The sequence below is a fragment of the Bdellovibrionales bacterium genome (assembly GCA_019750295.1).
GTDB lineage: Bacteria > Bdellovibrionota > Bdellovibrionia > Bdellovibrionales > JAGQZY01 > JAIEOS01.
In genome coordinates this window covers 1-26725 of record JAIEOS010000066.1, presented here as the reverse complement: position 1 = coordinate 26725, position 26725 = coordinate 1, and the positions used below count along the sequence as shown (strand labels likewise).

The following is a 26725-nucleotide window of genomic DNA, read 5'->3' as shown; positions in this document are numbered from 1 at the left end:
TGAGCCGTTGTGGCTCATAGTTCTATTGGACTAGAAGGGAGTGGCCTTGTAAATGACGGAATATGTTGCATGGCGCAGAGATTAATCTCCGATATTTGAAACCATCACATCGCCGTGATCTGTCTTGAGATACGCGCTGATGTTTTCGACAAATTTTGCAAAATGGAAAAGCGCCACTTGGTTGATCGAATTTTTAATAAAGCTTCCACCATAAAGATAAAGTCCCTCATCCGCATCTTTACGAATGTGAGTGATCTTGATGACAAAGGGAAAATACGTGGCGTGGTTCATGTAGATTCTCATAGCCACTTCTTCGCCGACATTGAATTTTCCCAAATCGATGGGAAGCTCAAAAGCTAAGCCGTTTTCGGAGATATCATAGAGCGCCGACTTCACCAGACCCTTTTGAGGAACGATGATGTTCATGCCAATAAACTCGGTGAGGATCGTTCGACGAACGCTTCGACGTTCAGAATTAATCATTTCCTGACGAATGTTTGAGATGTCCGTGACGCCTGCTGAAAATGTACTCTTCTCAGTCCCACTCGCTTTTTTGGCCTTTTTGCCACGATGCTTCTGTAGATCGATCACATTATTTAAATTATTCGTATTGTCGCTTGAGCTCATGACCCCTCCCCATGCTATATTTATCGGTGGTTTAGTGTCTCAACTTTAGGCAAATGATGGCCTCGAGTCAGGACGTCCGCCGGGCTCAAATAGGGTGGATCTCATCTCGAAAGGGTAATAGGTGCTTTAAAAAGTGTCGTCATATCAAGCAATTACCTTCAGTGTGATGATTCACGTGATCATGTTCCTCTTGGGAGGCGTGGATTACATTGTAAAGCCAAAGCCCGAATCTGAGCCGATTCAGTGGCTCGACATGAAGGAAGAAAACCGACCCGCGATGTCCGACAAAACTCGTCGTGTAGAGCGAGAAACTCGAACGAGGGTGACCACCAACGCACCGATGAGCACTCTCGGTGAACCCCAAGTGGAGTCCGCCCCGTCTCCGGGGGGTCAACCCCGACAACCGCAGCGGCAACAACAAACTCAAAGTTCTGGTGTCGCAAAAAATATCGCGGATTTGCGTTCGGAAATATCGCCTGACTCTTTGTATGTGTCCTCCGGAAAGCGAGAGGCGGCCGCGCAATCGAGTAGCAACTCCAACAATAATTTTTTAAACACGATGTCCCCCGCGAGTCGGCAGCAATTGCAAAACTACATGCCCAAGGAATTACAGATTGGGGATGTGGCGGCTCTCAACACCGACCAAAATTTATATTTCACCTTCTACCGAAGAATGGCGGAGAAAGTGATTTGGCCTTGGATTCAAAACGTGACCACGGGTTTCGAAAAACTCAAACGCGAAGGACAACTCCCCTACAGCGATAAAGTTTGGACGACCATCGTAGAAGTGATTCTAGATCAGCAAGGAAAAGTTCTTTCCGTCACCCCCCTCCAACTCTCCGGTCAGTGGGAAATCGACGGCGCTCCCAATAAAGCCTTTAAACAGGCGCGAAATTTTCCCAACCCCCCCTCCGAAATGGTGGGCGAGGACGGCTATATTCGTATTCGCTATAAGTTCGTTGTTTATTATTCGCCCCAAGGCATGGGCGGGCCCAACTAGTCTGTAGTTTTTACAATTACCTGGAATTAGACGCTTGGCGATAAAAATCATGGTATAAGTTTCACTCTAAATTAGTACAGACCCAAAAGGATATTCATGTCGCAAACTACGTTTCAGGACTTCGCTCTTTCTTCCTCTATTCTTCAATCTCTCCAAGATATGAACTTCGTCGAGCCCACAGAAATTCAAAAGAAAACTCTCGAGGCCCTTATCGGTCATAACGGTGATCTTCTCGCACTGGCCGAAACAGGCTCTGGCAAGACGGCGGCTTACGCCATTCCTCTTCTTGAACAAATCAAAGCGGATGACAAATCCACTCAAGGATTAATCTTATGCCCGACGCGCGAACTTGCGATTCAAGTGTCAGAGCAAGTGCAAAAGTTAGGTCGCGCCCAAAAGATTAACGTCGCCACAATTTACGGTGGGGCTTCGTACACGATTCAAGAGCGCGATCTTAAAAGAGGCGCTCAAATCTTAATCGCCACACCCGGCCGCCTGATCGACTTTATCGAACAAAAGAAAATTTCTCTCGCTCGCCTCAACGTTCTTGTTCTTGATGAAGCGGACGAAATGATCTCCATGGGCTTTAAGGAAGATCTCGAAACCATTTTGAGCGAAGCTCATGAAAACTGTCAAAATTGGCTCTTCTCTGCGACGATGAGTCGCAACATCGAACAGATCTCCCATAAGTATTTAACCGATCCTAAACGAATTACCGTCAACAGCTCTGGGAAACTTCCTGAGTCCATTGAGCATTGGTACTACGCCATCGCTCAAGCTCGCAAACGTCAGGCTCTTTTGCAGATCATGAGCGAAGTGGATGATTTTTACGGAATTATTTTTTGCCAAACCAAAGTTGAAACCGAAGCGATCCAAAATGCTTTAGTGAAAGCCGGGTTCTCGGCCGAATCCTTCCACGGAGATCGCACTCAAAAAGAACGAGAAAAAATTCTCACTCGTTTTAGAAAGCGCGAAGTGGCCATCCTGGTTTGTACCGACGTGGCCGCTCGTGGACTCGATATTAAAGATCTCTCGCACGTGATTAACTACTCTCTGCCTTGGGACTTCGAGAGTTATATTCACCGTGTAGGTCGGACCGGTCGAAATGGTCAAAAAGGGATTGCGATCAGTTTGATCACTCGCAATGAACAGCGCGGTTTAGAAAACATCGCTCGTCGCACAAAGACGACTTTCGTTCTTAAGAAGATGCAATCGGTCGAGCAGATTGCTAAGACGAAAGTGTCCCACGCTCTTACAAAAATTATCGATAGCTTTGCTGGCGACACCAAATCCATGTCTTTTAAAAAAGCCGAGGCCTTAGTTCGCGAACTTCTCGAGGACAAACAGGACGTTTTCGCACCGATCACTAAAGAGCAATTGCTCACCCAAGTGATTTACAACTCTCTTAAGAATGTTCTCACCATGGGCGAAAACGGATTTGGTCTCAACGAAGACGAAATCTCTTTCTCCAGCACCGGTGGCGATGATCGAGAAGATCGTCGACCCCGCGGCCGCGACAACTTCCGCGGTGGCGGTGGACGGCGGCGCGATGGAGGTCGTGAGGGTGGTCGGGAGAATCACTTTGACGAACGCGAAGAAAAAGGAAGCGAGCGCCGCAGTTTCGGTGCGAAACGCCCTTTCTCCCGCGATGATCGCCCCGAGCGCAGTGCGCGCCCGGAGCGCGCACCCGCAGGTGGCGCAAGCAGCGAACGCCGAACTTTTGCCAGAAAACCTCGCGGCGAGGGAGCCGACGCTCCCCCACGATCTCGTGACGAAAGCGGCGGCTTCGATAGCCCCCGTCGCAAAAAAGGCGGCGGCAAGAGCTTCTACGGCGGCGGCGCCAGCTCTGGACGCAAGCGCTACTAAAAGATTCCAGGCTCCTTGTTAGCAAAACAAAAGGCAAACTCCGATGGAGTTTGCCTTTTGTTTTTGCTAACGAGGAACCTCATCGATGAATTTTTTGAGGGCGTCTTCGGGGGCCTTTTCTTTTTCTAGGCCTTTGCAGAAGTCTAAGATCTTTTGGAAGTCGTGATCGAGCTTAGCGGAGAGTTTTTCAAAATCATTAAGATCATTCATGTAGAGTTTGTAGCCGAGGAGTTTGGCGTTATTAAGTTCGGCGTCCGCAAAGGAGTCATAGCGGTTGCTTTTGAGTTTAGGCTTGAGATCTTTTTTGTACTTTTCTTTAATGGCCGTAAAGCGTGCCTCGCGACCCTGGACAGCATCCTCTTTATGTTGTCCGTACCAGTCCTCTAAATCTTTAATCTCTTTTGAAATGAACTCCGAGAATAACTTTTGATCGTGGCTGTCTTCTTCGGCCTCCGTGAGGACCGCACTGCCGTTACCTATTTTTTTATAAAAAAGACTAGCGCCCAAATCGCCGAGATAAGTGGCGAGACGCTCGTTAAAGTTGGCGTTGTCAGCAATGTACAACGTGGCATGGACCGTTTCGTGAATAATGGTGTTGACCAGATCATAATCTGAATATCGCATCATGCTCGACAAGATGGGATCATTAAACCATCCGAGGGTGCTATAGGCCGAAACTCCGCGGACATAGGTGTCGTAACCCTCATCGGCAAGATCCTTAGCCTCGTCCCTAGCTCCTTTTTCTGTAAAGTATCCCTTGTAGGGAACACTGCCGATGATCGGAAAATACCAGGTGTAATATTTAAGTTCGTTTTTGGGCGCGGCGCTCACAATGTAGGTGACATAGGGACGATGAAGATCGACATACGTCAGATAGTTTTTTGTTTTTTTAAGATGCAGTTCGTTTTCGGCAAACTCTTTGGCCTCAATAGCGAGCTTAAGTTTTCTCTTTACGTCCGCTTCGATCTTAGGATCCGCAATAATTTTTTCAACCGCCACTCTCGAATTTAAAAGCTTCATCTGTTGATAGCCATTATTGAGGATGTAGCCCATCTGGCAACCGGCAAGCACGAACACACCTGTCATCCATAGAGAGATTTTAACAATCATAGAAACCAAGAAATTCCCACGCGGGCGGCCCAATCGAAGTCTTCAATTTTTTTTCGGATGGGACCGCTCGTCCATACCTCTAATCCCGTTTTAAAAGCTAAGCGCTCGGTCAAACGAATTTGAATTCCGGCGCCGGCACTGGGAACCACGGAGCTCTCTAAATTCACACTGGCCGTGGTGGTCGTGTTTGTGTTCTGATCTCGGTATTCGTAATCGATGCGTTTTTTGCTAAAGTAACCAATCCCCGCTTTGATGTAGGGGATATAGGTATCCGTGCGGGTTCCGAAGGTAAAAACTAAATCGGCTCCCACAAGGTCATAGTAGTGGGTGGTCTTAGAGCTAATAGATGTAGACGGAATCACTCGCTCTGAAGTGCCGGTGGTATAGCTGATTTCTAGCGCCGTCATTTCACGGAAATAATAAGATACGGCCCCGGTGAAGGCGCGTGCCTCATCATAGGCCCGCTGCTCGGTGTTCGAATCCATCAAAAAAGATTTACGGTAATTGCCCGAAGCACTCAACTCGAAGTAGTCGGCGTGACTCATCCCTGAGATCACTAATAACAGCAAGAACATCAAAATGCGCATCCATCGATTCTACAGGTGCCCCTCTAAAAAAGGGGGTCCAGAGATGCGGGAACTTGTCCAAGGCCGAGTGCTATTGGCCTAAGCCGAGTGGCGTCGATCCTCCTCGGCCTGGCTTAAAATCATATCCTTGAGTTTAAGCATAGCGTGGCGGTAGTTCGCCTTCGCCGTATCGTACGGGCACCTCATGATCTCTGCCACATCCTTGAAGCTCAGATCTTTAAGAACTCTCAACTCTACGGTCTGCCTCTGCTTGTTCGGCAATGTTTCCATAAAACCATAAAGTTGATCGATCAGCTCCTGGTGGATCATCCGTGATTCCACCATACTGTTTTCGATAATCACCGCATCGTCGATGTTTTCCATCTCTCTAAATGAGCGAATTTTATTTCTCGCCGTATTGATCGCGATTTTATAAATCCAATTTTTAAAGGAACAGCGCCCTTCAAAATTATGGATATTCTGATGCACTTTTAAAAATGTTTCTTGAACCACATCACGTGCCAACTCCATGTCTCGCACGTGGCGACTGATGAGACGCACTAACGGCGTCTCATACTTTCGGACCAACTTCGAAAAATCATCCATTCTCCCCCCCTGGATGCTTTTCACTAATTCTACATCATTGACAGATTTCATGACCTTCCCCCCGGATAGTCTTAAAATTCTCAATAAAGCGAAATCATTCCCCCCGAACGAATTCACTTATCTTTCTTTTGTATTTGTTAGTTGGGCTGGAAATCGAGTTGAAGAACAATAGAGGTCTTAGATCACCACGGTTTAGTCGGTCGTTTATTCCACATCTTCAACATACGTCCTCACTCGGGTTATGGGCTAGAACGCCCGGAACAGGACCCAATTTAGGACCAACGCAGCATAATGTCGAGACACATTTTTTTATCGGATCCATAAGTGAGATCCCCAGCAAATCCACAGTGGGCTTAGGTTTCGGAGTCCTCCGCTAAGGCTCTCGATGACAGAACTTGGATCAGGATGACTTTTGGACTTACAAATATGTGAGAGAATTCACAAACATTGATCAAGGTGCTGTCGAATGGACGGACAGCACTTTTACTAAATTACAAACAGGTGACGCGGTTACGGCCGGAGTTTTTCGAGGCGTAAAGAGCGGTGTCGGCTTTCGCGAAGAGTTCATCGAAGGTCGACATCTCTGGCTCTTGGGCAGAAATCCCTATTGAGGTGGTCACAGGGATGTTTTGACCTTGATGCGAAAACTCGTGCTTCTCGATGGTCGAACGAATACGCTCGCCGATCTCTTCTGCTTTTTGGATATTGGATCCAAATAACATCACGACAAATTCTTCACCACCGAAGCGTGCAAAGTAATCATCGTTACGAATGAGTTTATTCACCACTTGCGAAACTTCTCTAAGAACAACATCGCCACCTAAGTGGGAGTAGGTCTCGTTAATTCTGCGGAAGTGATCTAAATCTAAAACCAAAAGACTCATGGGAGTGTTTAACAGACGAGCCCGTTTAAAGAACTCGGGGCCTTTAACAAGAAGAGCACCTTTGTTCCAGGCGCCTGTGAGTGGGTCCTTCTCACTCTTTTGCTGAAGATTTTGGTGAGTGATCGCTTCGATACTTCCCTGCTCTAAAAATTTAAAAAGAACGTTACCAATTTTGATCTGATCGTTATTCTCAAGTTTTTTAGGAACGAAGGGGGGAATTGCAGCACCGTTAACAATAGTTTTGTTGGTGGAATCTAAATCAATAATCGAAACTTCACCAAAACCATAAGTGAGCTTAGCGTGAGATTTACTCACACTTCGATCATCGATGAAAACATCGGAACTCATGGAACGACCGATAATAACGTCTGCGTTATCCAAACTCCACTGTCGACCTTGATATCCTGCTGGGCCCATCAAAAGCACCAACGAAGGAGGCATTTTGGAAATCTGTTGAAGTTTTTTGTCGAAGGTTAAACCCTGAACAACACTCGTCTTCTCATCAGTTGCTGTAAAAGCATCATCAAAGGCATTGATCTTTTTTGCTGACATGAAGTCTCCTTAACAACGCGTTGTACATGTTAAGTAACGGAATATTATGAAAAAAACTTAAATTAGGAAAAACTTATTTTTGTGTCAAAATGGAACGTGTGATCACTTTTCCATGCTCGACGCCAGGTTGATCAAAAGGATTGATACCTAAAGCTAGACCCAGACTCGCGACCACGAGCTCAAAGGTCATGAACAGGTAACCTATGCTCTCCTCGGTTAACCGCTCAGTGTAGAGACTCAGAGAATTTACGCCCAAATTGTTTAAGGATTGTTCAGTGGCTGACGCCTCGGCCGCCATCAGCTCGCCGAGAGATCTACCGTGCATCAGCTCCATATTCTTAAACTGCGTGGAAGACAGCCGCTCCCCACCCGCCTCGCTTTCCCCCACTCGAAGGAAACACACAAACTTCTTCTGAACGCCTTCTGCAATTTGCTGGAGAACCGAGTGCTGATCTGCAGCCCCCCGCAAAGAGATTGGAATACTCGCCGCGGGAGCCACCTTCCCCTTGTTATCGGTTTTCTTGCCAAGGGATTCGGCCCAGAGTTGCTCAATCCACATTCCAAAATATTCGAGGTCGTCACAGTAATTAAAAAAGTAAGTCGTTGCTTCACCGTTTTCGAAGCTTCGCAGAAACTGCGCTATCATTTCGCAGGCAAGCCCCGTGTCTGACAAAGCCATTTGACCACCGGCCAACAGCTTTTCGGATTTTAATCCCATGAGTGCTGCCGGTCCCATTCCTACAGGAGTTAAAACCGAATACCGACCACCGACATTCAATGGAACTTCGAGTTGCCGACCTTCTGTTTTCATCCAATCCATCAAAGGATTCGACTTCGACTCTGTGATCACCACCGCACGAGACTGCAATGGCACGCTAAAATTTTTCATTAGATACTGATGAATAAATTCGGCCTGCGAAAGTGTCTCGATCGTTCCACCACTTTTAGAGACCAACAAAAAAATACATCTGTCAGGATTCTTAATGGCTTTCAGTTTTCGGTAAAAACTTTTACTGTCGATATTATCAAAGAATAAAATTCGAGATGAAGTGATCGATTCGGCTTGGAGAGCTTGCATAAGGGCTTGAGCCCCCAGAGTGCTTCCCCCAATTCCCAAAACGGCCACCTGATCGCAAGTGGAGAGGAGCGGTTTAACTACCGACAAAGTGGACGTTAAACCACGCTCGAGAATTTCGGGTTTGCAAAATCCAACGGAGGGATCGGCGATAACACGCGTGAGGGCGTCCTTGGCTGAACGCAAATACGTTGAACCCGTTAAATCTACCGCTGTATTTTTAATTTTCCACATGAAGCCCTCTACGACTGCGCGGGCTAGGCCACGACAACGTCTTCTTCAACCTTATGGTAACCCTTCCACTCTTTCAAGCGACAAAGTGGTCGACCAGTTTCGTAATCGATAAAGACGTAAGTCAGTTTTGTAATTTTTCCGAGATTCTTAACATCAAGAGAAGTGACCTCGGTCCAAGTTCCCGTATTGATATATTCTTTGCCACCCTCCCACTGTCTGTACTCATAAACATGGGTATGACCAAAAATCACCGTGTTCACGGCATCGTGCTTAAGAATGCGATGAGCGGAATCACTGAGATCCGGAAAAATGGCGCTCTCCAAAAAGGTTTGAATAATTCGTTTCGGAGAAAACTGCGTGGTCGCTTGTTGAACAAATAAAGCTTTCGCGAAAAACCAGAGGAGTTTTCCCAGTGTCACGATCGTAAACCAGGTCTCGTTAACCAATGCCCAACGAATGAGTTTTTTAAATGGACGAATTTTATCAATATGTGCGTGCTGTTGCTTCACGCGCATGACAAAATCGATAAAAAAGTACGAGCCAAACGGAAGGTTCATGATGGGCTCTGGCAGATCTTTCTTAAGAAAGAATTTTTTCGGATCCAAACGATTGGCCGCTTCGTGCATATGACCATGTTCGATATGAATTCCATCGAAGTTATACGCGATATTCTTAAATTTAACAGGAACGCCGATCACTTCGTTAAAGTAAGCGCGTAATTGAGGCCATAGCATCGCTTGATCATGATTCCCGACGATGTAAGCGATCGACTTTCCGGGAGAAGCGGCGAATTCACGAAGGGCTTTAAAGACCTTACTTTGCCCCTTGATGATATTTTTGAGTTTATCGAGCGACATGCCCTCGGTCTCGACGGCGAGGAAGTGTCCGTTGTAATCAACTTGTAAAAAATTGAGGAAGTCGCCATTAATGATCAGTTCGACTTCATACTCTCGATATTTACCGCTGGAGAAAAAATCAATAAATTCGACGAGCTTATCTTCGAAGTAAAACTCCTCGTAGGGATTGACCATACCGTTTGGCAGTCTTCGCCCTTTTCCAAGATGTAAATCACTGATCACAAGTTTTATTTTCTTCATACGCCGTTGATTCGGAGGGTGTTGTTATTCGGCTTTTTTGAGAACCTCTAAATCCACCCCAAAATCCCCTTCAAGGCCAGCAAGTGCAATACGCAACGCTCTGACCGCGGATCTGACCGTTTGCTGCTGTTTGCGCAAATTATCATAATGTTCCTTGGCTTTTGCTTTATATATCTCCACATCCTGTGCCGATTTTTCATTAGCATGATTTAATTCTAAAATTGATTTGTCTTTCGCTTTGAGTAAGGCCTCTTTTTCCACTTTCGCCAGCTCTAAGCGGTATTCGAGATCGCGCTCTCGCTTACGAATTTGCTTAAAGTTTGACTCCACCTTGGCTTTAAGGTCGGAGTTCACCTGCTTTAACTCGTTAATCAGCTTATCCTTCCCGATTAAGGACTGAGTCCGAATCGCAATTTCCTCTTCGAAATGCTTTCTAAGGCCTAACATTTCGGCTTTGATCTTCTCGAGCTCCTCGTGACGATCGTCGCTCAGACGCTGGAAGGTATCCGCTGAAGACAGTAATGCGTCATTCTCCCGACGAAGACCTTCGATCTCTTTATTGAGATCATCGATCTGAAGCTGAGCTTTGCGGAGGCCTTCGGTCTGTTTGAGAATCGACTCTATAGACTCTAACTTAGGAGACTGATTCTCTTCGACTTGATAAACATCACCATAGCTCACACGCTCGTCCTGCTGACGCAGCGTATGTCCATCGCGCTGAGTGCTCTCCTCGACGGCCTCGTTCGAAGCGGTGTCGGTGGCGCCCGTGCGAGAGGCTTCTGCAGAGGGAAGCCTTTCCAGCGTTATCCCTTCATTCACTGCTGTGCGATCATTATCATCAGACCCTTGGATGACGGCCGTGGCCAGATTCATATCGTCAGGCTTGGGCGAACGAATCGCCACAGAAGTTCTTTGCCCTTCCCCAAAAGGAATTTCCTCCGCCAGGATTTTTTTATCATCCGGGAGAGGAATCGAAACCTTCGATTTGATCGAAGTGAGCTTGTCTTGAATCTTTTTCTTATTTTTCATCCACTCTCAATATCGGCTACCACCCGAACTTTATTGAGAAATTTTTAATAAACCCGCCCAAAAAGTAGGGGCTGCATTCGCCGAACTCGACGAAACGCGAGAAGATTTAGTTAAAAGAGGATATAGTTAAAAGCTGCTGGCGCCGCTCTTCGAGATCTTCTGGACGAACCTCTAGGAGACGACCGAGTCCGAATTTTTCAACCGTAAAGCTTGCCATACAGGTTCCGTAGACGGCGGCTTGTTTTAACGTTGCGAAATCAAATTTTTCGGCGCGCGCTAGGTATCCAAAACAAGCTCCCGCAAAAGAGTCGCCGGCACCGGTCGGATCAAAAACTTTAGAGATCGGATAGGCTGGGAGAATTGCAATGCCTTCGGCCATTCGAAGAACCACACCATACTCCCCGCGTTTGATGACAACCGCTTTGAGTCCTTGCTGAAGGAGAACTTCCGAAGCCGCAATGGCATTGGCCGTCTTTGTGAGCACCTTAGCCTCGGCTTCGTTAATAAAAATGACGTCGATTTTTTTAATCATCTGCTGAAGGACGTCGAGTTTAGATGTGATCCAAAAATTCATCGTGTCGGCACCGATGAGCTTTGGCGCCTTCACCTGCTCGAGGACCTTGAGTTGTAGAGTCGGATCAATGTTGGCGAGAAATACATGAGAGGAGTTTTTGTAGTTTTCTGGAAGTGTCGGATTAAAGTTCGCGAACACATTGAGTTCGGTATTGAGAGTGATCGCCTCGCTCAAGTCGCCTTCGTACTTCCCTTCCCAATGAAACGTTTTTCCATTGGGAATTTTCTGAATCCCGGTGGTATCAATGCCTTTTCGCTTTTGTAATACGTCGAGGTCGCCTTGAGAATAATCATCTCCGACCACACCAACGACGCGAACAGGAGAAAAGTGATGAGCCGCTACAGAGAAGAAGTTGGCAGCACCGCCCAAGCTTTTTGCGACTTTTCCTTCGGGACTTGCGATCGAATCATACGCCAAGCTACCAACCACTAGAATTTCTGACATGTTTTCTCCTTAGCCGAGGACGCCGGTGACCACATCTTGGAACACGGGCTTCTTATCGTGTAGTGACGTCAATTGACCACAAGCTGCAAAAATATCGCGACCCATAGTTTTTCGAATCGTCGTGTGAAACCCTTTATTCAACAATTCCTTCTGAAAGTGAAACGCTTTTTTGGACTCAGGACGATAAAATCCCGAATCAGGATGTTCGTTGAATGGAATCAAATTGACCTTGCACGGAATGCCTTTGAGCATGCGCGCCACTTGTTTGGCGTGATCGAGATCATCATTCACGTCTTTGAGCAGAACATACTCGAACGTGACACGATCGCGGGACTCTTCGGCGTGCACACGGCAGGCCTCGAGGAGTTGCTCCAAAGGATATTTTTTATTGATGGGCATGATCACATTGCGAATCTCATCGTTCGGCGCATTGAGACTGACAGCGAGGCGCACACCCGACTCCGTCACCAGAGGAATCTGTGGAACAAGACCCGATGTCGAGACAGTTATTTTTTTGCGGGAGAAGTTGATACCGCGATCGTCATTTAAAATTTTAATCGCTTTAAAAACTTCTTCGGTGTTGTCGAGGGGCTCACCCATGCCCATAAATACGATATTGGTGATGCGAGTGCCTTCATCAAGACGCTTTGCCACCTGCAAAAACTGACCGACAATTTCGCCAGACGTAAGACGGCGTTTTAATTTTTGTTTGCCGGTGTAGCAAAACTGGCAGGCCATATTGCATCCCACTTCCGAGGATACACAAAGGGTATTGCGATCATCGGCGGGAATAAGAACGGCTTCTACGGTGAATTTATCAATGCTAAATAAAAACTTTTGGGTTCCATCCACACTTTTACGGTGCTCAACGACGGGCGGGAGATCAAAGGTGAGAAGGTCGCGAACTTCGTCACGGAAGCCCTTGGCGAGATTGGTCATCTGGTCGACATCAAAAACGCGCTTGTCGTAAACCCATTTATAGATCTGCTGCGCGCGAAATTTCTCCTTACCCTTACCGAGTAAAAACGCCTGCAAATCTTCGAGACTGAGATTGAAAAAATTGGTTTTCGACATGAGCCGATCTTGTAACACAGGCCATCAACAAAAGGAAGATTTACGTCTTTCTAAGAAAAGCTTTTAAATCCTCAAGTTCACAGGGCACACAGCCCACTTTGCCGACCACCACGCCGGCCGCAAAGTTGGCCAATATCCCTGCATGCTCTAAGCTCCAACCTGCTGATAATGCTAAAGAAATCGCAGATATTACCGTATCGCCCGCTCCGGTCACATCAAAGACGTTCTGAGCATAGGTGGGAAGTGTCTGGGTTTTGTCTTTCGAGAATAAACGCATCCCTGCTGACCCTAAAGTGACCACCATTTGCTCGCTGGCAATCGACTTCATTAGAGTGCGTCCAATGAGATCAATGTCCTCGCTCGATTGGTCGCTGATGGTTACATCTTTTTGCCGAGCGAGATCCAAGGATTCGTCGCGGTTCGGTGTCATTAAGTAAGCGCCCTTGTAATTTTCAAGGGGGCTTGAGCGATAGGGATCCACTAAAACTTTTTTATGGCTCTGTTGAGCCAGCTGGATCACCGCTTGGCACAGGTCGCGATCCAATAGGCCCTTCGCATAATCCTGGAGGATCACACAATCGACCGAGGCCATAGAGTCAGAGACGTTTTTGAGAACTTGTTTTTTAACCGCATCTGACAAAGGCGTCTTCTTTTCGAAGTCTACGCGAGCAATGTGATGCTGACCCGCCAATAACCGCATTTTGCGAGTGGTCGGGCGTTGGCGATCAGTAATGATGCCACGGGTATCAATTTTATTTTCCTTAAGAAGGGCCTTGAGATCTTCTGCCCCCTGATCCTCTCCTACGACGGAGACTAAGACGCACTCACCGCCGAGGGTTTGCACGTTGTTGGCCACGTTGGCCGACAGGCCCAAACGCGCATCTTCGCTGCGCACATCGAGCACCGGTACCGGAGCTTCGGGGCTAATTCGTTTTACATCGCCCATTAAATAAACGTCTAAACCAACATCTCCGATCACCAAAATGCGTTTCGATTGCAGTTGAGTCAGATGATCTAAAATCCATGTGCTTTGTGTGGTCATAAGTGCTCTATTGCTAGTTCTGTCCTGTAAAAAAGTCTACAAAATCCGGCAGGTCTAGAAATCTATCTCAACTCGACCACCAAAAATACTGACGCAGAAGACAATTTAAAAAAGTGGTTAAGGCCATATGGAGATTCGGCTAAGATGTGAGGTTCAATCGAAGGATGGTACCTGCATGGATCAAATTATAAATGGTGAATTATTCAAGAACGCCCTCTCTTCTCTCGATGGCGCCGCGAAACTCATCAACTGTGACAAAAACGTTTTATCTCGATTACGCCAACCGCGCCGTTCGGTGATCGTGAGCGTTCCGGTTCGTATGGACGATCAGTCTGTAAAAGTGTTTACAGGCTATCGCGTTCAGTACAACTCGACACTAGGACCTTACAAAGGTGGAATTCGCTATCACCAAGATGTGGATTTGAGCGAAGTGGCCGGCCTCGCGGCACTTATGACTTTCAAATGCTCTCTCTTAAATCTTCCTCTCGGCGGAGCTAAAGGCGGAGTTCAAGTCGATCCGACGAAATTAACTCGCTCAGAGCTTCAAAGTTTAACTCGTCGTTTTGCCTCTGAAATCGCCCCTTTTATCGGACCTCAAGAGGATATTCCCGCTCCTGATATGGGAACCGACGCGCAAACCATGGCCTGGATCATGGATACCTACTCCCATCAAAAAGGCTTTGCTCAGCCTGGCGTTGTCACGGGTAAACCGGTTGAGATCGGTGGGTCTTTAGGTCGCGTGACCGCGACAGGTTACGGAGTGATTTACATCGCTGACAAATGTTTGGCGACTCAAGGAAAATCCATCAGCGGAAGCCGTATTGCCATCCAAGGATTTGGTAACGTCGGTCAACATGCGGCTCTACTCGGATCTCAAATGGGCGCTCGCATCGTCGCCGTGAGTGATGTTTCTGGCGGTATTTTTAACGGTGATGGGATCGACGTGGCCGATGCGGTCGAATATGTGAAGAAAAACAAATCTCTTAAAGGTTATACGAAGGCCACTCCGATCACGAACGAAGAGCTCCTCACTCTCGAAGTCGATGTCTTGGCTCCTTGCGCTTTGGATCGCGTGATTCACAAAGGCAATGCATCTCAAGTTAAAGCCAAGTTTGTGATCGAAGGCGCCAACGGACCAACGACGATGGAGGCCGACGAGATTCTGAATAGCAAAGGGATCGTTGTTGCTCCCGACATTCTCGCCAACGGTGGTGGCGTGATCGTCAGTTACTTCGAGTGGGTTCAGGATATTTCTCAGTACTTCTGGGATGAAGATCAGGTGAACAAAAACATGAAGAAGATTATCACTCATGCTTTTGATGCTGTCTGGAAATTCACTCTCGAGCATAAAACGAGCATGCGCCAAGCGGCCATGGCCGTCGCGGTGAAGAAGATCGAACGTGCGATGTTACTTCGCGGATTATATCCTCGCTAATGAAACTTTGGTTATTATTACCTTCAAAGTGGGCCCACGACATCATGCCATGGGCCCTTTCTTTTTTCGCCCCGTTCTGCTCAGACAAAACACCCGAATATAAAAAATTGATCTGGCGTGAGCTCACCTTCTTAAACCCATTAAGTATCGCTGGTGGCGTTGATAAGACGGCAAAAAATTTATTGCACTGGCAAAGGTTAGGGGTTGGTTTTTTAGAAGTGGGAACCATCACTCCCCTTCCCCAAGGACCTAATCCCGGCCAAATCTTAGATCGCGACGTGAAAACCCGTTCCCTCTGGAACAAGATGGGCTTCCCCAATGCCGGATCACGAGCCGTCCTCGAACGCATTCAAAAACAAAAATCAAAACTGCGCGTCCCACTTTTCGTGAACGTTGGGAAAAATAGAAACACGTCTAACGAGAATGCCGCTCAAGACTATATTGCCTGCATGGAAACTTTAAAACCGGTGGCCGATGCCTTCGTGATCAATATCAGTAGCCCCAATACGCAAGGCCTAAGACAACTTCTTAAGCCTGAACATTTTCGCAGTTTCCTGTCGCCGATTCTCAACTACAAAAATACGAAAAGCATTTCGCAACCGTTTCTGCTCAAACTAAGTCCCGATATGCTCGAAAGCGAGCTCAAGGACGTTCTCGATATTTCACTGGAACTCCAAATCGACGGATGGATCCTTACGAATACGACTGTGGAGCGCGAACACACTCCCTTTTTTCCAAAGGAGGGTGGCGTCTCCGGAGCTCCCCTGGCCCAGCGATCCAAAGCCCTCCTTCAAATGTGTGCAGATCACCTAAAGAATAAAAAAACAGACCAATTGATTATCTCTGTCGGCGGAGTTTCCTCGGCCAGAGATGTGGAAGAACGCCTGAATATGGGGGCGAACTTAGTTCAAGCCTACAGCGCGCTGGTTTTTGAGGGTCCTCTGTTTTTTAAAAATTGCTTAAATCAGCTGCACCAAAATCCATAACCCAGCCGTGGGACGGCATGACTTCACCGAGGGAATGTCCTAATCTGGAGTTTATGACCCAGAAAAAACCCACATGGATTCCAGTCGTTACCGGCATCATCAAAAAAGGGAATCTTGTTTTAGTCGGCCAAAGGCCCACAGGTCATACTCTGGCCGGCCAGTGGGAGTTCCCCGGCGGTAAAGTGGAATTGGGCGAACAACCCAAAGACGCCTTGGTGCGCGAACTCCGGGAAGAGCTAGGAATTGAGGCCACCATCGGTGATTTAAAACTCACATGGACTCATTCTTACCCTGAAGTGGGCATTCTCCTGATCTTCTTCGAAGTGCAGTTTTGGAAAGGCGAACCCAAGCCCGTCCATCACACAGAACTCAAATGGGTCACCCTCGAAGAGCTCGAAGTTTTAGATATCCCCGAGGCCAATCGTAAACTCCTCCCCGCCATTCGCAAAATCTTTACTTCTTAGTTTTAGACTTTTTATTTTTGTTGCATCATTTGGCGATGAGAAAAGACTATGTTAGGCTTTTCCTATGGGTCGCCAAGAGTTTCCAAGAAAAATGAACATCGCTATCATTGCCCCGCAGTTTCCCGTGTTTGGACGAGGGCAAAATCAGTATGGTTTCATTTGGCCTATTCTTAAAGGGCTCGTGCAAAAGGGTCACTCCATCAAAGTTTTCTCGTGGAGTTCCGCTTTAGGGGAAGGTGTCATCAATCAAGACGGAATCACCACGTATTTCCTCAGCGACCTCACAAAGAATAAAAATATTCTCAACTTTTCTTCGCTAGCTCATGATGAGTTCCTCAAAGAGCACGCCAAGGAGCCTTTTCACGTCCTTCACTCATTAACCAGAGATGGCCTGGTGATTGCCCGGAAGAAAAAAAAGCTTAAACTCGCAGTTTCTTTTGATGTGCAAGCCACAGATATGCGGCGCTTGTTTTCGTTCATCGGAATGTCGGAGGAAACGGCTCTCAGTAAAATCAAAAATGGCTTGCAGATTTCTTACACCTTTCTCAAAAGCTATTTTAAAAAAGATCGTGAACTTTTAAACTTTGCCGACGGGATGTTTGTCACGAGCCCGCAACAGCGAATCCTCCTTGAGCGCTTTTATCTTTATCCAGAATTAAAAGTTCATACAGTGCCCTATAGTGTCGACTTGCAAGATCTCTCTCTTCGCCAAAAATCGGAGGAGCTTCGGAAGAAACTGAATGTTCCGATGAACGCAAAAATCGCGATCACCGTGACCGACATGCTTGAAAAAACCGAAATGATTCATATCCTTACGGCGTTTCAAAAAGTGGCCATTAAAAAATCCAACGTGCGACTCATTGTGGTCGGCCACGGTCCTCATTTTAAAGCGATTGAATACGAGATGCTCAATTTAGCTCTTCCGAGTAAAGTGATCTTCACTGGAGCGCTCCCTCAATACGAAATTCCCGACTATATTGATCTGGCCGATGTTTATATCAATCTCAGCAGTCGCTCGGCGGGATTCGAGTCGAATACCTTTGAAGCGATGGCTCAACAAAAGATTGTGGTCGGTTCAGACGTGAGTGCTTTAGCCAATGTTATTGAAAATGGCGTGGACGGCTATTTGATTCGTCCAGCGGACACAGAGGCATTAAGTGAACTTGTGTTAAATATCTTCTCTGGAACCTCAAGCGAGGATGCCGTAGGGATCCGCGCCCGCGAAAAAGTTTTATCGCTGTTCGACGTGACTCAATTGATCGAACACACGGAAAAGGCCTATCAGAAGACCATCGAATCGACCCGCAGGTATTCTTCCCACAGATCTACCGATCCAACTCCAGGCCCAAATCCTTAAAAGGACCAAGCCTGGGCTCGATCCCTTCCTTACTAGTTTGCGAACGGCTCGTCTAAGCTGGGATCCAATCGGCATGCATCGAGAGGCTTAGTTAGACTCGAGTAGATTTTCGTGACGTAGTTATTTGATTTGTTAAAGTCGGCCGTGATGCAACCACACCAGTATCCATAATTTCCGTTGGTATAGACATATTGATCATGCGGAGGATAAGCGAGATCGCCCTCGGCCTGATGACCCCCTTGAATACCGATGTACCAAGTTGCATTTTTATCTGTGATCCAATTGTTGGCTGGTGTTGGATTCTGGATCCATCCACATCGAGTTTGCGCCGCCGATGCGAAGACGGAGCCGAAAAGAACGGTTAAAAAAATAATAAGTTTCATAGATTCCCCTTTGTGCTTGAAGAATTAAGCCAGTTTTCCCTAAGTCTCTAGCAAAGACTCTCATGCCGTAAATTCTGCATTAGATAGGTGGAATCCGTGGGGCATTATTTGCAAAAGATCGGCTGCTAAAACTAGTTGCAAATAGCCTCAAGTGAGACGCAAAAAGTCAGGATTTCTTAATATCATTCGACGCAGTCCCGACCTTTTAAAGCGAAAGAATGAGACTCAGATCGCTTAGGGAGCGGAGCCTGAGGTTTTCCGGGCCTTTAGGATAGTGTTTATTTAAAACTTCCATCTTTTGGCTTGAGAGTTGATCCAAAAACACTATAATTATGAATAGTTACAACACTTTACAATCTATAGTTTGTAACCTTTTTTGAAGGAGCTGTATGACTAAAGCTGATCTGATTGACATGATCGCTGAGAAACGCGGAATCACTCGTGTAAAAGCGGAGACCGTGGTCAACACGATTTTCGACACTATGACCGAAGCTCTTCTTAAAAATGATCGTATTGAAATTCGTGGCTTTGGTTCTTTCACGAATAAAGCTTACGACTCTTATCAAGGACGTAATCCACGCACCGGCGAAGTGATTAATGTGCCCGAAAAGAAGCTGCCGTTTTTTAAAGTGGGAAAAGAACTCAAAGACGATCTTAATAAATAGTTTTTAAATCTCTCATCACCATAAACAGACGATCGAGCCCGAGCGCACATCCCGTGCATGGGGGAAATCCTCTGTCCATCAAAGATAAAAATTCGGGATCCACGGGATTGGGAACTCGCCCCAGAGATGTTCTTTTACTCACTTCACTCTGAATTTTTTCGCGAATCACCTGCGGATTATTCTGCTCTTGATAAGCATTGGCGAGTTCGATTCCCTTCCAGTACACCTCAAAACGATCGGACCACCCCTCTGGCGTCAACCGAGCCACTGAACTTTGCGAGGGTGGAAAATTATAGATGACGACTGGGTTATCTAAACCTAAATGGGGTTCAATCTTTTCGATGTAAATACGAAAAAAGAGATCATCCCAGTCATCAGAGTCATTCCAATCGAGCCGATGTCTACGGATGGCCTCCAACAGATCTTCCCTGGAGGTCTGCGGAGTGAGAGCCATCTCGGCATGCATTTTAAAAAGCTCGGCGATCGAAATTCGATCCATTTTGACCTGCCGGCGAAGGTTCATTTTTTGAAAGAGAAACGAGATCAAGGCTTCGATGTCGTCCATCAACTCTGTCTTATTGGCGTAGGCGCGATACCATTCCAACATCTTAAATTCAGGTTTATGGATCGACGTCTTATCGTCATCACGAAAGCAGGATTTAATTTCGAAAATTTGAGAAACACCCGCAGCGATCATTTTTTTTAATTCGATCTCAGGGCTCGTCGGTAAACAAAATTCACGACCGGTGCGTACACCTGAGACCTGCATAAAATCGATATGCGCGTCGACTCCGGGCGAACGGACCAGGTAAGGCGTACTCCACCCTTGAAATCCGCGATCGACAAAGAAACTCTCGACGGAAATGAGAAACTCTTGCCAGGATATATCGGCCGAGGGCGGAGGGTGCGACAGGCAAGGGCTTAATAGGAATGCATGATCGATCTGCTGATTTTTTGGGTTGAGCTGAAGCAAGACAATATCGCCCACCTTTAAAACCGAAATGGGACACGGCTGGCCTAGTTCCTGGGAGCCAACAAAATCCTCAGAAACAAAAGATAGGCTCTTTTTTTGGCCACTTTCTAACTCGAGAGTCTCCGCATTCAGCGCGGAGATTCGACCTCTCAGCCATAAGCTCGAGTGTAACTGCTCTGGGCTGGGCAAAGGATATTTCGTCCAATGCTGCTCAAGGTATTCCTGGCGTTTTGTGAGGGTCTCCATGAGTCTAGAAATGCCACACTTACGGCATAAAATCACTTGAGAATTGCGTCTTTCACAAGTAAAACGAGGGCCAGCTAACACTTAACCAAATTAGCAAAAAGGGGTCGCAATGAACTCATCTTTTAAACTATCGCAAATCCGTGATGAACTTCTCAAAATTAAAGATTTCGAAAGCCTTAAGGTCGAGGTCAAAAAGCTCCTGGCAGAGATCGAAAAATTTGATCTTAAAAAAGCGATTCCCGAAGACAAAGTGAAGTTCATCGAAAAGAAATATAAAACTTTGATGACCCGAATTCAAACCGTACAACTTCAAGTTGAAAAAGATATTGATAAAGCTCTTAAGAACATCAACTTGAAAAAGAACGAAGCGGTAAAGATGATCAACGAGTACAAATCCAGTGTCCTTAAACAACGTGGCGATTTAGAAAAGATGGTGATGAAGAACTTTAATTATTTTTCTAAGAAAGCGCAGCAGTCGATTGAAAAAGAAGAAAAGCAAATCAAGAAAACCATCAAACGCACTGTTGCCAAAGCGAAAAAGACACTAAAGACAAAGTCGACAAAAAAGAAGAAGACAACTTAAACACTAAGCGTGGGTGGTAACATGTTTACTTTTGCTCAACGGCATATCGGCCCCAATGATCGTGATATTTCACAAATGCTCGCGACCGTTGGAGCTCAAAGTCTCGATGATTTAACTCAACAAACAATTCCAAGCAATATCGCCTACACGAAGGCCTTAGACCTTCCTCAGGGACTGAGCGAATCCGAAGTCCTCGCGGTGGCGCAAAAACTGGCCGATCGAAATCAAATTTTTAGATCTTATATCGGTCAAGGATACTACGGAACATTCACTCCCCCAGTCATCTTAAGAAATATTCTTGAGAATCCCGGATGGTACACGGCGTATACACCTTATCAGCCAGAAATCTCCCAGGGACGACTCGAAGCACTGATTAACTTTCAGACCATGGTGACAGATCTCACCGGTTTAGAAATTTCCAACGCCTCTCTCCTCGATGAAGGAACCGCTGCCGCTGAGGCTATGGCCATGGCGTTCTCTTTAGGTCGTCAGAAGAAAAATAAATTTTTTGTTCAAAAAAATACTTTTCCTCAAACACTCGAAGTTTTAAAAACCCGCGCCACACCGATCGGTATTGAGTTGGTCATTGGCGATTGGGATCAATGCCCTTGGACGGAAGTTTTTGGCGTCTATTGCCAATATCCTGCGGCCGATGGGACTCTCGAAGATTTAGGCCCTTGGGCTTCCAAGGCCAAACAAGAGAAGGCCTTTGTGATCGTGGGCTCGGACCTCCTCGCGCTGACTCTTTACAAGTCTCCAGGCGAGATGGGCGCTGACATTGTCGTCGGATCCACCCAGCGCTTTGGTGTACCCATGGGCTTTGGTGGACCGCACGCGGCATTTATCGCCACGCGCGGAGAGTACGCGCGCTCCATGCCAGGACGTATTGTGGGCGTGAGTAAAGACAGCCGCGGCAACCAATGCTATCGCCTGACCTTGCAAACTCGCGAGCAACACATTCGGCGCGAGAAAGCCACGAGCAACATTTGTACAGCGCAAGTTCTTCTGGCGGTGATTGCCGGAATGTATGCGACCTACTACGGACCTCATGGACTTAAATCCATAGCTCAACGTGTGCGCCAAATGGCGTTCTCTCTTCGAGAGCATGTGTCTAAACTGGGTTATACGGTTCAAGCCAAAGATATTTTTGATACCGTGAGCTTTTCTGTCACCGATGCACAAATGGCGGACATCAAAAAGTTCTCTCAAGAGAAACACCTTAACTTTTTCTATCCCAATTCCAAAACGGTTCAAATTTCCTTAGACGAAACCGTGACCGATGACGATTTAGCGACGATTCTGAGCGTGCTCAATCGTGGAATGAAGTTAACTCCAAATCTCGGGAAGAGTCCTTCCACGAAGCTCGATAGAACTTCGGCTTATCTCGAGCATCCGGTGTTTAACCGCTACCATTCCGAAACCGAAATGCTTCGCTACATTTTTCGTTTGCAAAAGAAAGATCTGACTTTAGCCGATGCAATGATCCCATTGGGCTCCTGCACGATGAAGCTCAATGCCACGACGGAAATGATCCCGGTGACCTGGAAAGGGTTTGCAAACTTGCATCCTTTTGCCCCAATCGAGCAAGTTCAGGGAACTTTGGAGATGATTCGCGAACTCGACCATCAAATCCAACAGATCACAGGCTTTAAAGCCGTGTCTCTTCAACCGAACGCGGGCTCTCAAGGTGAATACGCAGGACTATTAGTGATCCGCGAGTACCATAAATCCCGCGGAGATCATCAAAGAAATATTTGTTTGATTCCGAGCTCTGCGCATGGAACCAATCCCGCCAGTGCGGCGATGGTGGGCATGTCGGTGGTTGTGGTTCGTTGCGATGACAACGGAAACGTCGACATCGAAGATCTTAAAGCGAAGGCCTCTCAACACGCGCAAAACTTAGCGTGTCTTATGATCACTTACCCTTCCACTCACGGAGTATTCGAAGAAGATTTTAAAAAGATTTGCGAGATTGTTCATGCTCACGGCGGCCAGGTCTACATGGATGGAGCCAACATGAATGCATTGGTCGGAGTATGCCGACCGGGTGATGTGGGAGCTGATGTTTCCCATCTTAATTTGCATAAGACCTTCTGTATTCCTCACGGGGGAGGAGGCCCAGGTGTGGGTCCTATCGGTGTAGGAGCTCACTTAGCGCCATTTTTACCTCAACACTCTTTGCAACCCGAAGCGGGCCCTAAAACCGGCGTAACCGCGGTCTCGGCCGCTCCTTGGGGAAGCGCTTTGATTCTGCCTATTTCTTGGAGCTACATTAAAATGATGGGCGCCGAGGGACTTAAGAAAGCGACTCAAGTGGCGATCCTCAATGCCAACTACATTGCTAAAAAACTTGAAGGACACTTCCCGGTTCTTTACACTGGTAAGAACGGTCGAGTGGCTCATGAGTGCATTATCGATGTTCGCCAGTTTAAATCGGCGGGCGTCAGTGTGGATGATATTGCCAAGCGTTTGATGGATTTTGGTTTCCACGCGCCAACCATGTCATTTCCGGTCGCGGGAACTTTGATGATCGAACCGACCGAAAGCGAAAGCCGTATGGAGATGGATCGCTTTTGCGAAGCCATGATTCAAATCCGCAGAGAAATTTCGGCGGTGGAGTCCGGAAAGCTAGATAAGGATAACAATCCTCTTCGAAACGCTCCTCATACGGCGGAAGATATGATTTCGGATTGGGATCGTCCTTACACTCGAGCTCAGGCCTTCTTCCCATTACCTTGGGTCAAGGAGAAGAAGTTCTGGGTGTCTGCCAACCGGGTCGATAACGTGTACGGCGATAAAAACATCATGTGCTCTTGTCCTCCGATCAGCGATTACGAGACACCTGAAACAACAAGGGAATTGCAGCTATGAGTAAATTGAGAGTGGGAATACTGTTTGGTGGACGTTCGGGAGAACACGAAGTCAGCATCACCTCCGCACTCTCTGTTTACAAAGCCCTCGATAAAACTAAATACGATGTCTTCCTCATCGGGATCGATAAGGAGGGCCGCTGGGTGATGCCCGACCAAGCTCAGCTTTTACTCGAGGCCCATAATCCTCGCTTGATCGCCCTCAATAAATCGAAAGACACCGTCGCTCTCCTTCCCTACTCGGCCGAGCAGCAACTGGTGCCCATCAATAGCTCAAAAAATCTTAATACCAAAAACTTTGATGTGATTATTCCTATCCTTCACGGAACTTTTGGCGAAGACGGAACGATGCAGGGACTTTTGGAATTAGCGAACATCGCTTACGTGGGCTCGGGAGTGGTGGGGTCTTCGGTAGGTATGGATAAAGACATGTCTCGCCGTCTATTGTCCCACGCCGGGATTCCGGTCGTGGAAACCGTTGTTTTTAGAAAGTCGGAATTTGTAGCGAATCCCTCTCAGTGGATCAGCAAATGTATTGATCAACTCGGTTTGCCGTTTTTTATTAAGCCCGCGAACTCAGGCTCCTCCGTGGGCGTCTTTAAAATTAAGACGAAAGAAGAAGCTCAAGATAAAATCAACGAAGCGTTGCTCTACGACACAAAAGTGCTTGCCGAAAAATCCGTGGCGGCTCGCGAATTAGAAATTTCTATTCTAGGGAATGATAAACCTCGCGCCAGTATCGTCGGCGAAATCATTCCCACTCACGAGTTTTACAGCTACGAAGCGAAATACATCGACGAGAACGGAGCTCAGCTTAAAATCCCTGCTGACGTCACCCCCGAGCAAAAAAAGCAAATCACCGCTTACGCGCTCCAAGCCTTTCAGGTTCTCGAGCTCAAGGGACTTGCACGAGTGGATTTTTTCCTCGATAAAAACACCGGAAAGATTTACTTAAACGAAGTGAATACGATTCCTGGATTTACCAGCATCAGCATGTATCCCAAAATGTGGGAAGCGACAAATCTCCCCTACAGCGAATTGCTCGACGAACTCATTCGCCTCGCTCGCGAACTGCATGCGGAAAAAAATAAATTAAAACGAACCTTCGATTAAAGGCTTAAAATGATTTCCTTACTTTTGGTTTTATGTCAGTCCTTTTCCTACGCTAAAGGAACGGAGCTTCACAAGTGGCAATCATGCGCACGGAACACTGACTGTGTCGCCGTCCCCGGCTTGTGCAGCACGCACGAAACGGTCCATAAGAAGCACCGTCGAGCTTACGAAAGTTATCTCGAGAAAGCCCTCGAAGTCGCAAATTGCCCACCGGCAGAAGATGATCCACATCCTCTTCACCAGAAGGGTGGAAAGGCCACGCCTAGCCCTAAAGTCAAATCCACTCCGAAGTGCATTCACAAAAAGTGCACCCTTGTCGAAGGCGAATCAAAAAACGGCTAATTAAATATTAAGTGGTAAGGACGCTCATCCATTCTTGTTGAGCCGGACTGAGCGCTGCCATTGGTGTCATTAAGCCATTTTTTAAGCCGTTTTCCAATTCCGAGGCTTTTTTGAGGATCGCCGAATCGATTTTGACGATACGTTCGGCGATGGTAAAGGCTTTACCATTATTGAGCTTCATGGTGTTCATCACCTCTTGAACGGTCACGTGAGGAATGTCATCCTTCCAGCAATCGTAATCCGTCACAAAACTGCACGGCAGGAAGGCCATCCCCGCTTCGCGCGCGAGAGCGTATTCGGGAAATGCGGTCATTCCGATAATATCCGCACCCAAAGCGCGATACATATGGGATTCCGCCTTCGTTGAAAAATACGGCCCTTCCACCACAATCGAAACTCGATCAAAATGACACTTAAAAGACATCTCTTTCGCAATAATCTTTACTTGATCTGTTAGAATTTGCGACGTCGGATTGGCTAAAGAGACGTGTGCCACCATCCCTTCTCCGCAAAAGCTCGCTTTCCGGAGGGACTTTGTACGATCGATGTATTGATGCGGAACGACCATATCACCTGGAACTAATTCGTTTCGTAAACTTCCCACGGCAGAAAAGGCGAGAATCTGGCGAACCCCACATTTTTTTAAAGCGTAAATGTTCGCACGATAATTCACTTCCGACGGCGTTTGCGTGTGATGGAGTCCATGACGAGGGAGGAAGACCACTTTTTCGCCGCCCACTTTTCCGATTTTTAGTCCTTCGGAGCAGTCGCCAAAGGGCGTGGAGCGCTTGAGCTCTTCGATCACCTCAAAGCCATCAAATTTTTCAAAGCCCGAACCACCGATAATTCCCCACATTTATAGACTCCTTAGTGCGCCGTCTTTAAGATCTTTTTGCGAATAGTATTTGTCATCAATAATCATCCCGGTGATGAGATCGACGGGAGTGACGTCAAAGGCGGGATTAAAGACAGGTGTGGATTCTTGAGCCCATTGGACGGCTCCAAAGTGCCCTTCAACTCCTCGCACCTCACTGGCCTTGCGCTCTTCGATCGGTATTTCTTTTCCGGAAGGACAACGAACATCCACCGTCGTTGAGGGAGCGACCACGTACATGGAAATATTATGATACTTTGCGAGGACCGCCAGAGAGTACGTTCCCACTTTATTTGCAAAATCTCCGTTGGCGGCGATGCGATCGGTACCGACAAAGATCTTATCGACCTTCCCCATGGACATCAAAGCTCCCGCCATGTTGTCGCAAATGAGAGTGTACGGCACCTTTGCCTTTGCCAGCTCCCACGATGTCAATCGTCCCCCTTGAAGCAGTGGACGTGTTTCGTCGACATAGACGTGAATCTTTTTATCCTGTTGATGGGCTAGGGTGATTGCACCGAGAGCCGTGCCCCGTCCCGCGGTCGCTAGCGCGCCCGTATTGCAGTGAGTGAGAATGCGGTCTCCCGGTTGAATCTTTTCCGCGGCCACTTTCGCCATTTCTTGGCAAAGCTGAACATCCTCGGCGAAGATGGC

Annotated in this window: 26 protein-coding genes; 11 read left to right on the top strand and 15 right to left on the bottom strand. The window is 47.1% G+C overall.

All coding sequences use genetic code 11. From position 1 onward, the window contains the following. Window positions 1-81: 81 nt before the first annotated feature. Window positions 82-627 (bottom strand): PilZ domain-containing protein, encoded by a 546-nt coding sequence (locus tag K2Q26_11645; protein ID MBY0316168.1) that lies wholly within the window; start codon window positions 625-627, stop codon window positions 82-84. A 133-nt stretch (window positions 628-760) separates the two neighbouring features. Here K2Q26_11645 and K2Q26_11640 point away from each other — a divergent pair, with 133 nt between their 5' ends. Next, entirely contained in the window at window positions 761-1627 is an 867-nt protein-coding gene (locus tag K2Q26_11640; GenBank protein MBY0316167.1) for a TonB C-terminal domain-containing protein, read from the top strand. A gap of 96 nt (window positions 1628-1723) precedes the next feature. Then, window positions 1724-3493, top strand: coding sequence for a DEAD/DEAH box helicase (locus tag K2Q26_11635; GenBank protein ID MBY0316166.1), 1770 nt, complete (start codon window positions 1724-1726; stop codon window positions 3491-3493). A gap of 66 nt (window positions 3494-3559) precedes the next feature. Here K2Q26_11635 and K2Q26_11630 read toward each other — a convergent pair whose 3' ends face one another. The 10 genes from K2Q26_11630 to rfaE1 all read right to left on the bottom strand — a co-directional run bounded on the left by K2Q26_11630 (window position 3560) and on the right by rfaE1 (window position 13780). Then, a complete protein-coding gene (locus K2Q26_11630; GenBank protein MBY0316165.1) occupies window positions 3560-4546 on the bottom strand; it encodes an aminopeptidase in 987 nt (328 codons plus the stop codon). A 53-nt stretch (window positions 4547-4599) separates the two neighbouring features. Beyond that, complete coding sequence (locus K2Q26_11625; protein ID MBY0316164.1) at window positions 4600-5190, bottom strand: hypothetical protein; 591 nt, start codon at window positions 5188-5190, stop codon at window positions 4600-4602. A 78-nt stretch (window positions 5191-5268) separates the two neighbouring features. Further along, on the bottom strand, window positions 5269-5826 hold the full coding sequence (locus K2Q26_11620) for a sigma-70 family RNA polymerase sigma factor (GenBank protein MBY0316163.1): 558 nt from the start codon (window positions 5824-5826) through the stop codon (window positions 5269-5271). Between the two features lie 440 nt (window positions 5827-6266). Then, entirely contained in the window at window positions 6267-7211 is a 945-nt protein-coding gene (locus K2Q26_11615) for a GGDEF domain-containing protein (protein ID MBY0316162.1), read from the bottom strand. Between the two features lie 73 nt (window positions 7212-7284). Beyond that, window positions 7285-8520: a glucose-6-phosphate isomerase gene (locus K2Q26_11610; GenBank protein ID MBY0316161.1), complete on the bottom strand. Its 1236-nt coding sequence runs from the start codon at window positions 8518-8520 to the stop codon at window positions 7285-7287. Between the two features lie 23 nt (window positions 8521-8543). Next, window positions 8544-9617, bottom strand: coding sequence for a metallophosphoesterase (locus K2Q26_11605; protein MBY0316160.1), 1074 nt, complete (start codon window positions 9615-9617; stop codon window positions 8544-8546). A 24-nt stretch (window positions 9618-9641) separates the two neighbouring features. Further along, window positions 9642-10646, bottom strand: a complete 1005-nt coding sequence (locus K2Q26_11600) for a hypothetical protein (protein MBY0316159.1) — start codon at window positions 10644-10646, stop codon at window positions 9642-9644. 106 nt (window positions 10647-10752) lie between these two features. Continuing rightward, window positions 10753-11664 carry a sugar kinase gene (locus K2Q26_11595; GenBank protein MBY0316158.1) on the bottom strand — a complete coding sequence of 304 codons (912 nt, stop codon included), beginning with the start codon at window positions 11662-11664 and terminating at the stop codon, window positions 10753-10755. 9 nt (window positions 11665-11673) lie between these two features. Next, window positions 11674-12738: a 23S rRNA (adenine(2503)-C(2))-methyltransferase RlmN gene (gene rlmN, locus K2Q26_11590; protein MBY0316157.1), complete on the bottom strand. Its 1065-nt coding sequence runs from the start codon at window positions 12736-12738 to the stop codon at window positions 11674-11676. 40 nt (window positions 12739-12778) lie between these two features. Beyond that, complete coding sequence (gene rfaE1 / locus K2Q26_11585; GenBank protein MBY0316156.1) at window positions 12779-13780, bottom strand: D-glycero-beta-D-manno-heptose-7-phosphate kinase; 1002 nt, start codon at window positions 13778-13780, stop codon at window positions 12779-12781. Between the two features lie 175 nt (window positions 13781-13955). Here rfaE1 and K2Q26_11580 point away from each other — a divergent pair, with 175 nt between their 5' ends. The 4 genes from K2Q26_11580 to K2Q26_11565 all read left to right on the top strand — a co-directional run bounded on the left by K2Q26_11580 (window position 13956) and on the right by K2Q26_11565 (window position 18022). Continuing rightward, on the top strand, window positions 13956-15215 hold the full coding sequence (locus K2Q26_11580) for a Glu/Leu/Phe/Val dehydrogenase (GenBank protein MBY0316155.1): 1260 nt from the start codon (window positions 13956-13958) through the stop codon (window positions 15213-15215). Further along, window positions 15215-16201, top strand: a complete 987-nt coding sequence (locus K2Q26_11575; protein MBY0316154.1) for a quinone-dependent dihydroorotate dehydrogenase — start codon at window positions 15215-15217, stop codon at window positions 16199-16201. The genes K2Q26_11580 and K2Q26_11575 overlap by 1 nt, the downstream gene beginning before the upstream one ends. A gap of 17 nt (window positions 16202-16218) precedes the next feature. Continuing rightward, entirely contained in the window at window positions 16219-16665 is a 447-nt protein-coding gene (gene mutT, locus K2Q26_11570; protein MBY0316153.1) for an 8-oxo-dGTP diphosphatase MutT, read from the top strand. Between the two features lie 91 nt (window positions 16666-16756). Next, window positions 16757-18022 carry a glycosyltransferase family 4 protein gene (locus tag K2Q26_11565; protein MBY0316152.1) on the top strand — a complete coding sequence of 422 codons (1266 nt, stop codon included), beginning with the start codon at window positions 16757-16759 and terminating at the stop codon, window positions 18020-18022. Between the two features lie 32 nt (window positions 18023-18054). Here K2Q26_11565 and K2Q26_11560 read toward each other — a convergent pair whose 3' ends face one another. Further along, window positions 18055-18405: a DUF4087 domain-containing protein gene (locus tag K2Q26_11560; protein ID MBY0316151.1), complete on the bottom strand. Its 351-nt coding sequence runs from the start codon at window positions 18403-18405 to the stop codon at window positions 18055-18057. Between the two features lie 389 nt (window positions 18406-18794). On the opposite strand from K2Q26_11560, the gene K2Q26_11555 reads away from it, so the two are divergent. Next, window positions 18795-19070, top strand: coding sequence for an integration host factor subunit beta (locus K2Q26_11555; GenBank protein ID MBY0316150.1), 276 nt, complete (start codon window positions 18795-18797; stop codon window positions 19068-19070). Here the strand turns inward: K2Q26_11555 and K2Q26_11550 are convergent. Beyond that, window positions 19060-20289 carry an EF-P lysine aminoacylase GenX gene (locus tag K2Q26_11550; GenBank protein ID MBY0316149.1) on the bottom strand — a complete coding sequence of 410 codons (1230 nt, stop codon included), beginning with the start codon at window positions 20287-20289 and terminating at the stop codon, window positions 19060-19062. The two genes, K2Q26_11555 and K2Q26_11550, sit on opposite strands and share 11 nt — an antisense overlap. Before the next feature lie 109 nt (window positions 20290-20398). On the opposite strand from K2Q26_11550, the gene K2Q26_11545 reads away from it, so the two are divergent. The 4 genes from K2Q26_11545 to K2Q26_11530 are packed head-to-tail and all read left to right on the top strand — an operon-like array spanning window position 20399 to window position 25197. Then, on the top strand, window positions 20399-20872 hold the full coding sequence (locus tag K2Q26_11545) for a hypothetical protein (GenBank protein ID MBY0316148.1): 474 nt from the start codon (window positions 20399-20401) through the stop codon (window positions 20870-20872). 21 nt (window positions 20873-20893) lie between these two features. Further along, window positions 20894-23743 carry an aminomethyl-transferring glycine dehydrogenase gene (gcvP, locus tag K2Q26_11540; protein ID MBY0316147.1) on the top strand — a complete coding sequence of 950 codons (2850 nt, stop codon included), beginning with the start codon at window positions 20894-20896 and terminating at the stop codon, window positions 23741-23743. Next, window positions 23740-24855 (top strand): D-alanine--D-alanine ligase, encoded by a 1116-nt coding sequence (locus K2Q26_11535; protein ID MBY0316146.1) that lies wholly within the window; start codon window positions 23740-23742, stop codon window positions 24853-24855. The genes gcvP and K2Q26_11535 overlap by 4 nt, the downstream gene beginning before the upstream one ends. 9 nt (window positions 24856-24864) lie before the next feature. Then, window positions 24865-25197, top strand: coding sequence for a hypothetical protein (locus K2Q26_11530; protein MBY0316145.1), 333 nt, complete (start codon window positions 24865-24867; stop codon window positions 25195-25197). A gap of 7 nt (window positions 25198-25204) precedes the next feature. On the opposite strand, the gene K2Q26_11525 is transcribed toward K2Q26_11530, so the two are convergent. Together K2Q26_11525 and mtnA are read right to left on the bottom strand one after the other, a co-directional pair. Further along, window positions 25205-26053 carry an MTAP family purine nucleoside phosphorylase gene (locus K2Q26_11525; GenBank protein ID MBY0316144.1) on the bottom strand — a complete coding sequence of 283 codons (849 nt, stop codon included), beginning with the start codon at window positions 26051-26053 and terminating at the stop codon, window positions 25205-25207. Continuing rightward, a partial coding sequence (mtnA, locus tag K2Q26_11520; protein MBY0316143.1) for an S-methyl-5-thioribose-1-phosphate isomerase occupies window positions 26054-26725 on the bottom strand: 672 nt, incomplete at its 5' end.

Coding starts and splice junctions, on each gene's coding strand:
- K2Q26_11525 (MBY0316144.1), bottom strand. CDS start 26,053: ATGTGGGGAATTATCGGTGGTTCGGGCTTTGAAAAATTTGATGGCTTT.
- K2Q26_11575 (MBY0316154.1), top strand. CDS start 15,215: ATGAAACTTTGGTTATTATTACCTTCAAAGTGGGCCCACGACATCATG.
- rfaE1 (MBY0316156.1), bottom strand. CDS start 13,780: ATGACCACACAAAGCACATGGATTTTAGATCATCTGACTCAACTGCAA.
- K2Q26_11555 (MBY0316150.1), top strand. CDS start 18,795: ATGACTAAAGCTGATCTGATTGACATGATCGCTGAGAAACGCGGAATC.
- K2Q26_11550 (MBY0316149.1), bottom strand. CDS start 20,289: ATGGAGACCCTCACAAAACGCCAGGAATACCTTGAGCAGCATTGGACG.
- K2Q26_11595 (MBY0316158.1), bottom strand. CDS start 11,664: ATGTCAGAAATTCTAGTGGTTGGTAGCTTGGCGTATGATTCGATCGCA.
- K2Q26_11600 (MBY0316159.1), bottom strand. CDS start 10,646: ATGAAAAATAAGAAAAAGATTCAAGACAAGCTCACTTCGATCAAATCG.
- K2Q26_11545 (MBY0316148.1), top strand. CDS start 20,399: ATGAACTCATCTTTTAAACTATCGCAAATCCGTGATGAACTTCTCAAA.
- K2Q26_11620 (MBY0316163.1), bottom strand. CDS start 5,826: ATGAAATCTGTCAATGATGTAGAATTAGTGAAAAGCATCCAGGGGGGG.
- mutT (MBY0316153.1), top strand. CDS start 16,219: ATGACTTCACCGAGGGAATGTCCTAATCTGGAGTTTATGACCCAGAAA.
- K2Q26_11530 (MBY0316145.1), top strand. CDS start 24,865: ATGATTTCCTTACTTTTGGTTTTATGTCAGTCCTTTTCCTACGCTAAA.
- K2Q26_11610 (MBY0316161.1), bottom strand. CDS start 8,520: ATGTGGAAAATTAAAAATACAGCGGTAGATTTAACGGGTTCAACGTAT.
- K2Q26_11565 (MBY0316152.1), top strand. CDS start 16,757: ATGAACATCGCTATCATTGCCCCGCAGTTTCCCGTGTTTGGACGAGGG.
- K2Q26_11630 (MBY0316165.1), bottom strand. CDS start 4,546: ATGGGCTACATCCTCAATAATGGCTATCAACAGATGAAGCTTTTAAAT.
- K2Q26_11560 (MBY0316151.1), bottom strand. CDS start 18,405: ATGAAACTTATTATTTTTTTAACCGTTCTTTTCGGCTCCGTCTTCGCA.
- K2Q26_11580 (MBY0316155.1), top strand. CDS start 13,956: ATGGATCAAATTATAAATGGTGAATTATTCAAGAACGCCCTCTCTTCT.
- K2Q26_11615 (MBY0316162.1), bottom strand. CDS start 7,211: ATGTCAGCAAAAAAGATCAATGCCTTTGATGATGCTTTTACAGCAACT.
- K2Q26_11625 (MBY0316164.1), bottom strand. CDS start 5,190: ATGCGCATTTTGATGTTCTTGCTGTTATTAGTGATCTCAGGGATGAGT.
- rlmN (MBY0316157.1), bottom strand. CDS start 12,738: ATGTCGAAAACCAATTTTTTCAATCTCAGTCTCGAAGATTTGCAGGCG.
- K2Q26_11635 (MBY0316166.1), top strand. CDS start 1,724: ATGTCGCAAACTACGTTTCAGGACTTCGCTCTTTCTTCCTCTATTCTT.
- K2Q26_11645 (MBY0316168.1), bottom strand. CDS start 627: ATGAGCTCAAGCGACAATACGAATAATTTAAATAATGTGATCGATCTA.
- K2Q26_11535 (MBY0316146.1), top strand. CDS start 23,740: ATGAGTAAATTGAGAGTGGGAATACTGTTTGGTGGACGTTCGGGAGAA.
- K2Q26_11605 (MBY0316160.1), bottom strand. CDS start 9,617: ATGAAGAAAATAAAACTTGTGATCAGTGATTTACATCTTGGAAAAGGG.
- gcvP (MBY0316147.1), top strand. CDS start 20,894: ATGTTTACTTTTGCTCAACGGCATATCGGCCCCAATGATCGTGATATT.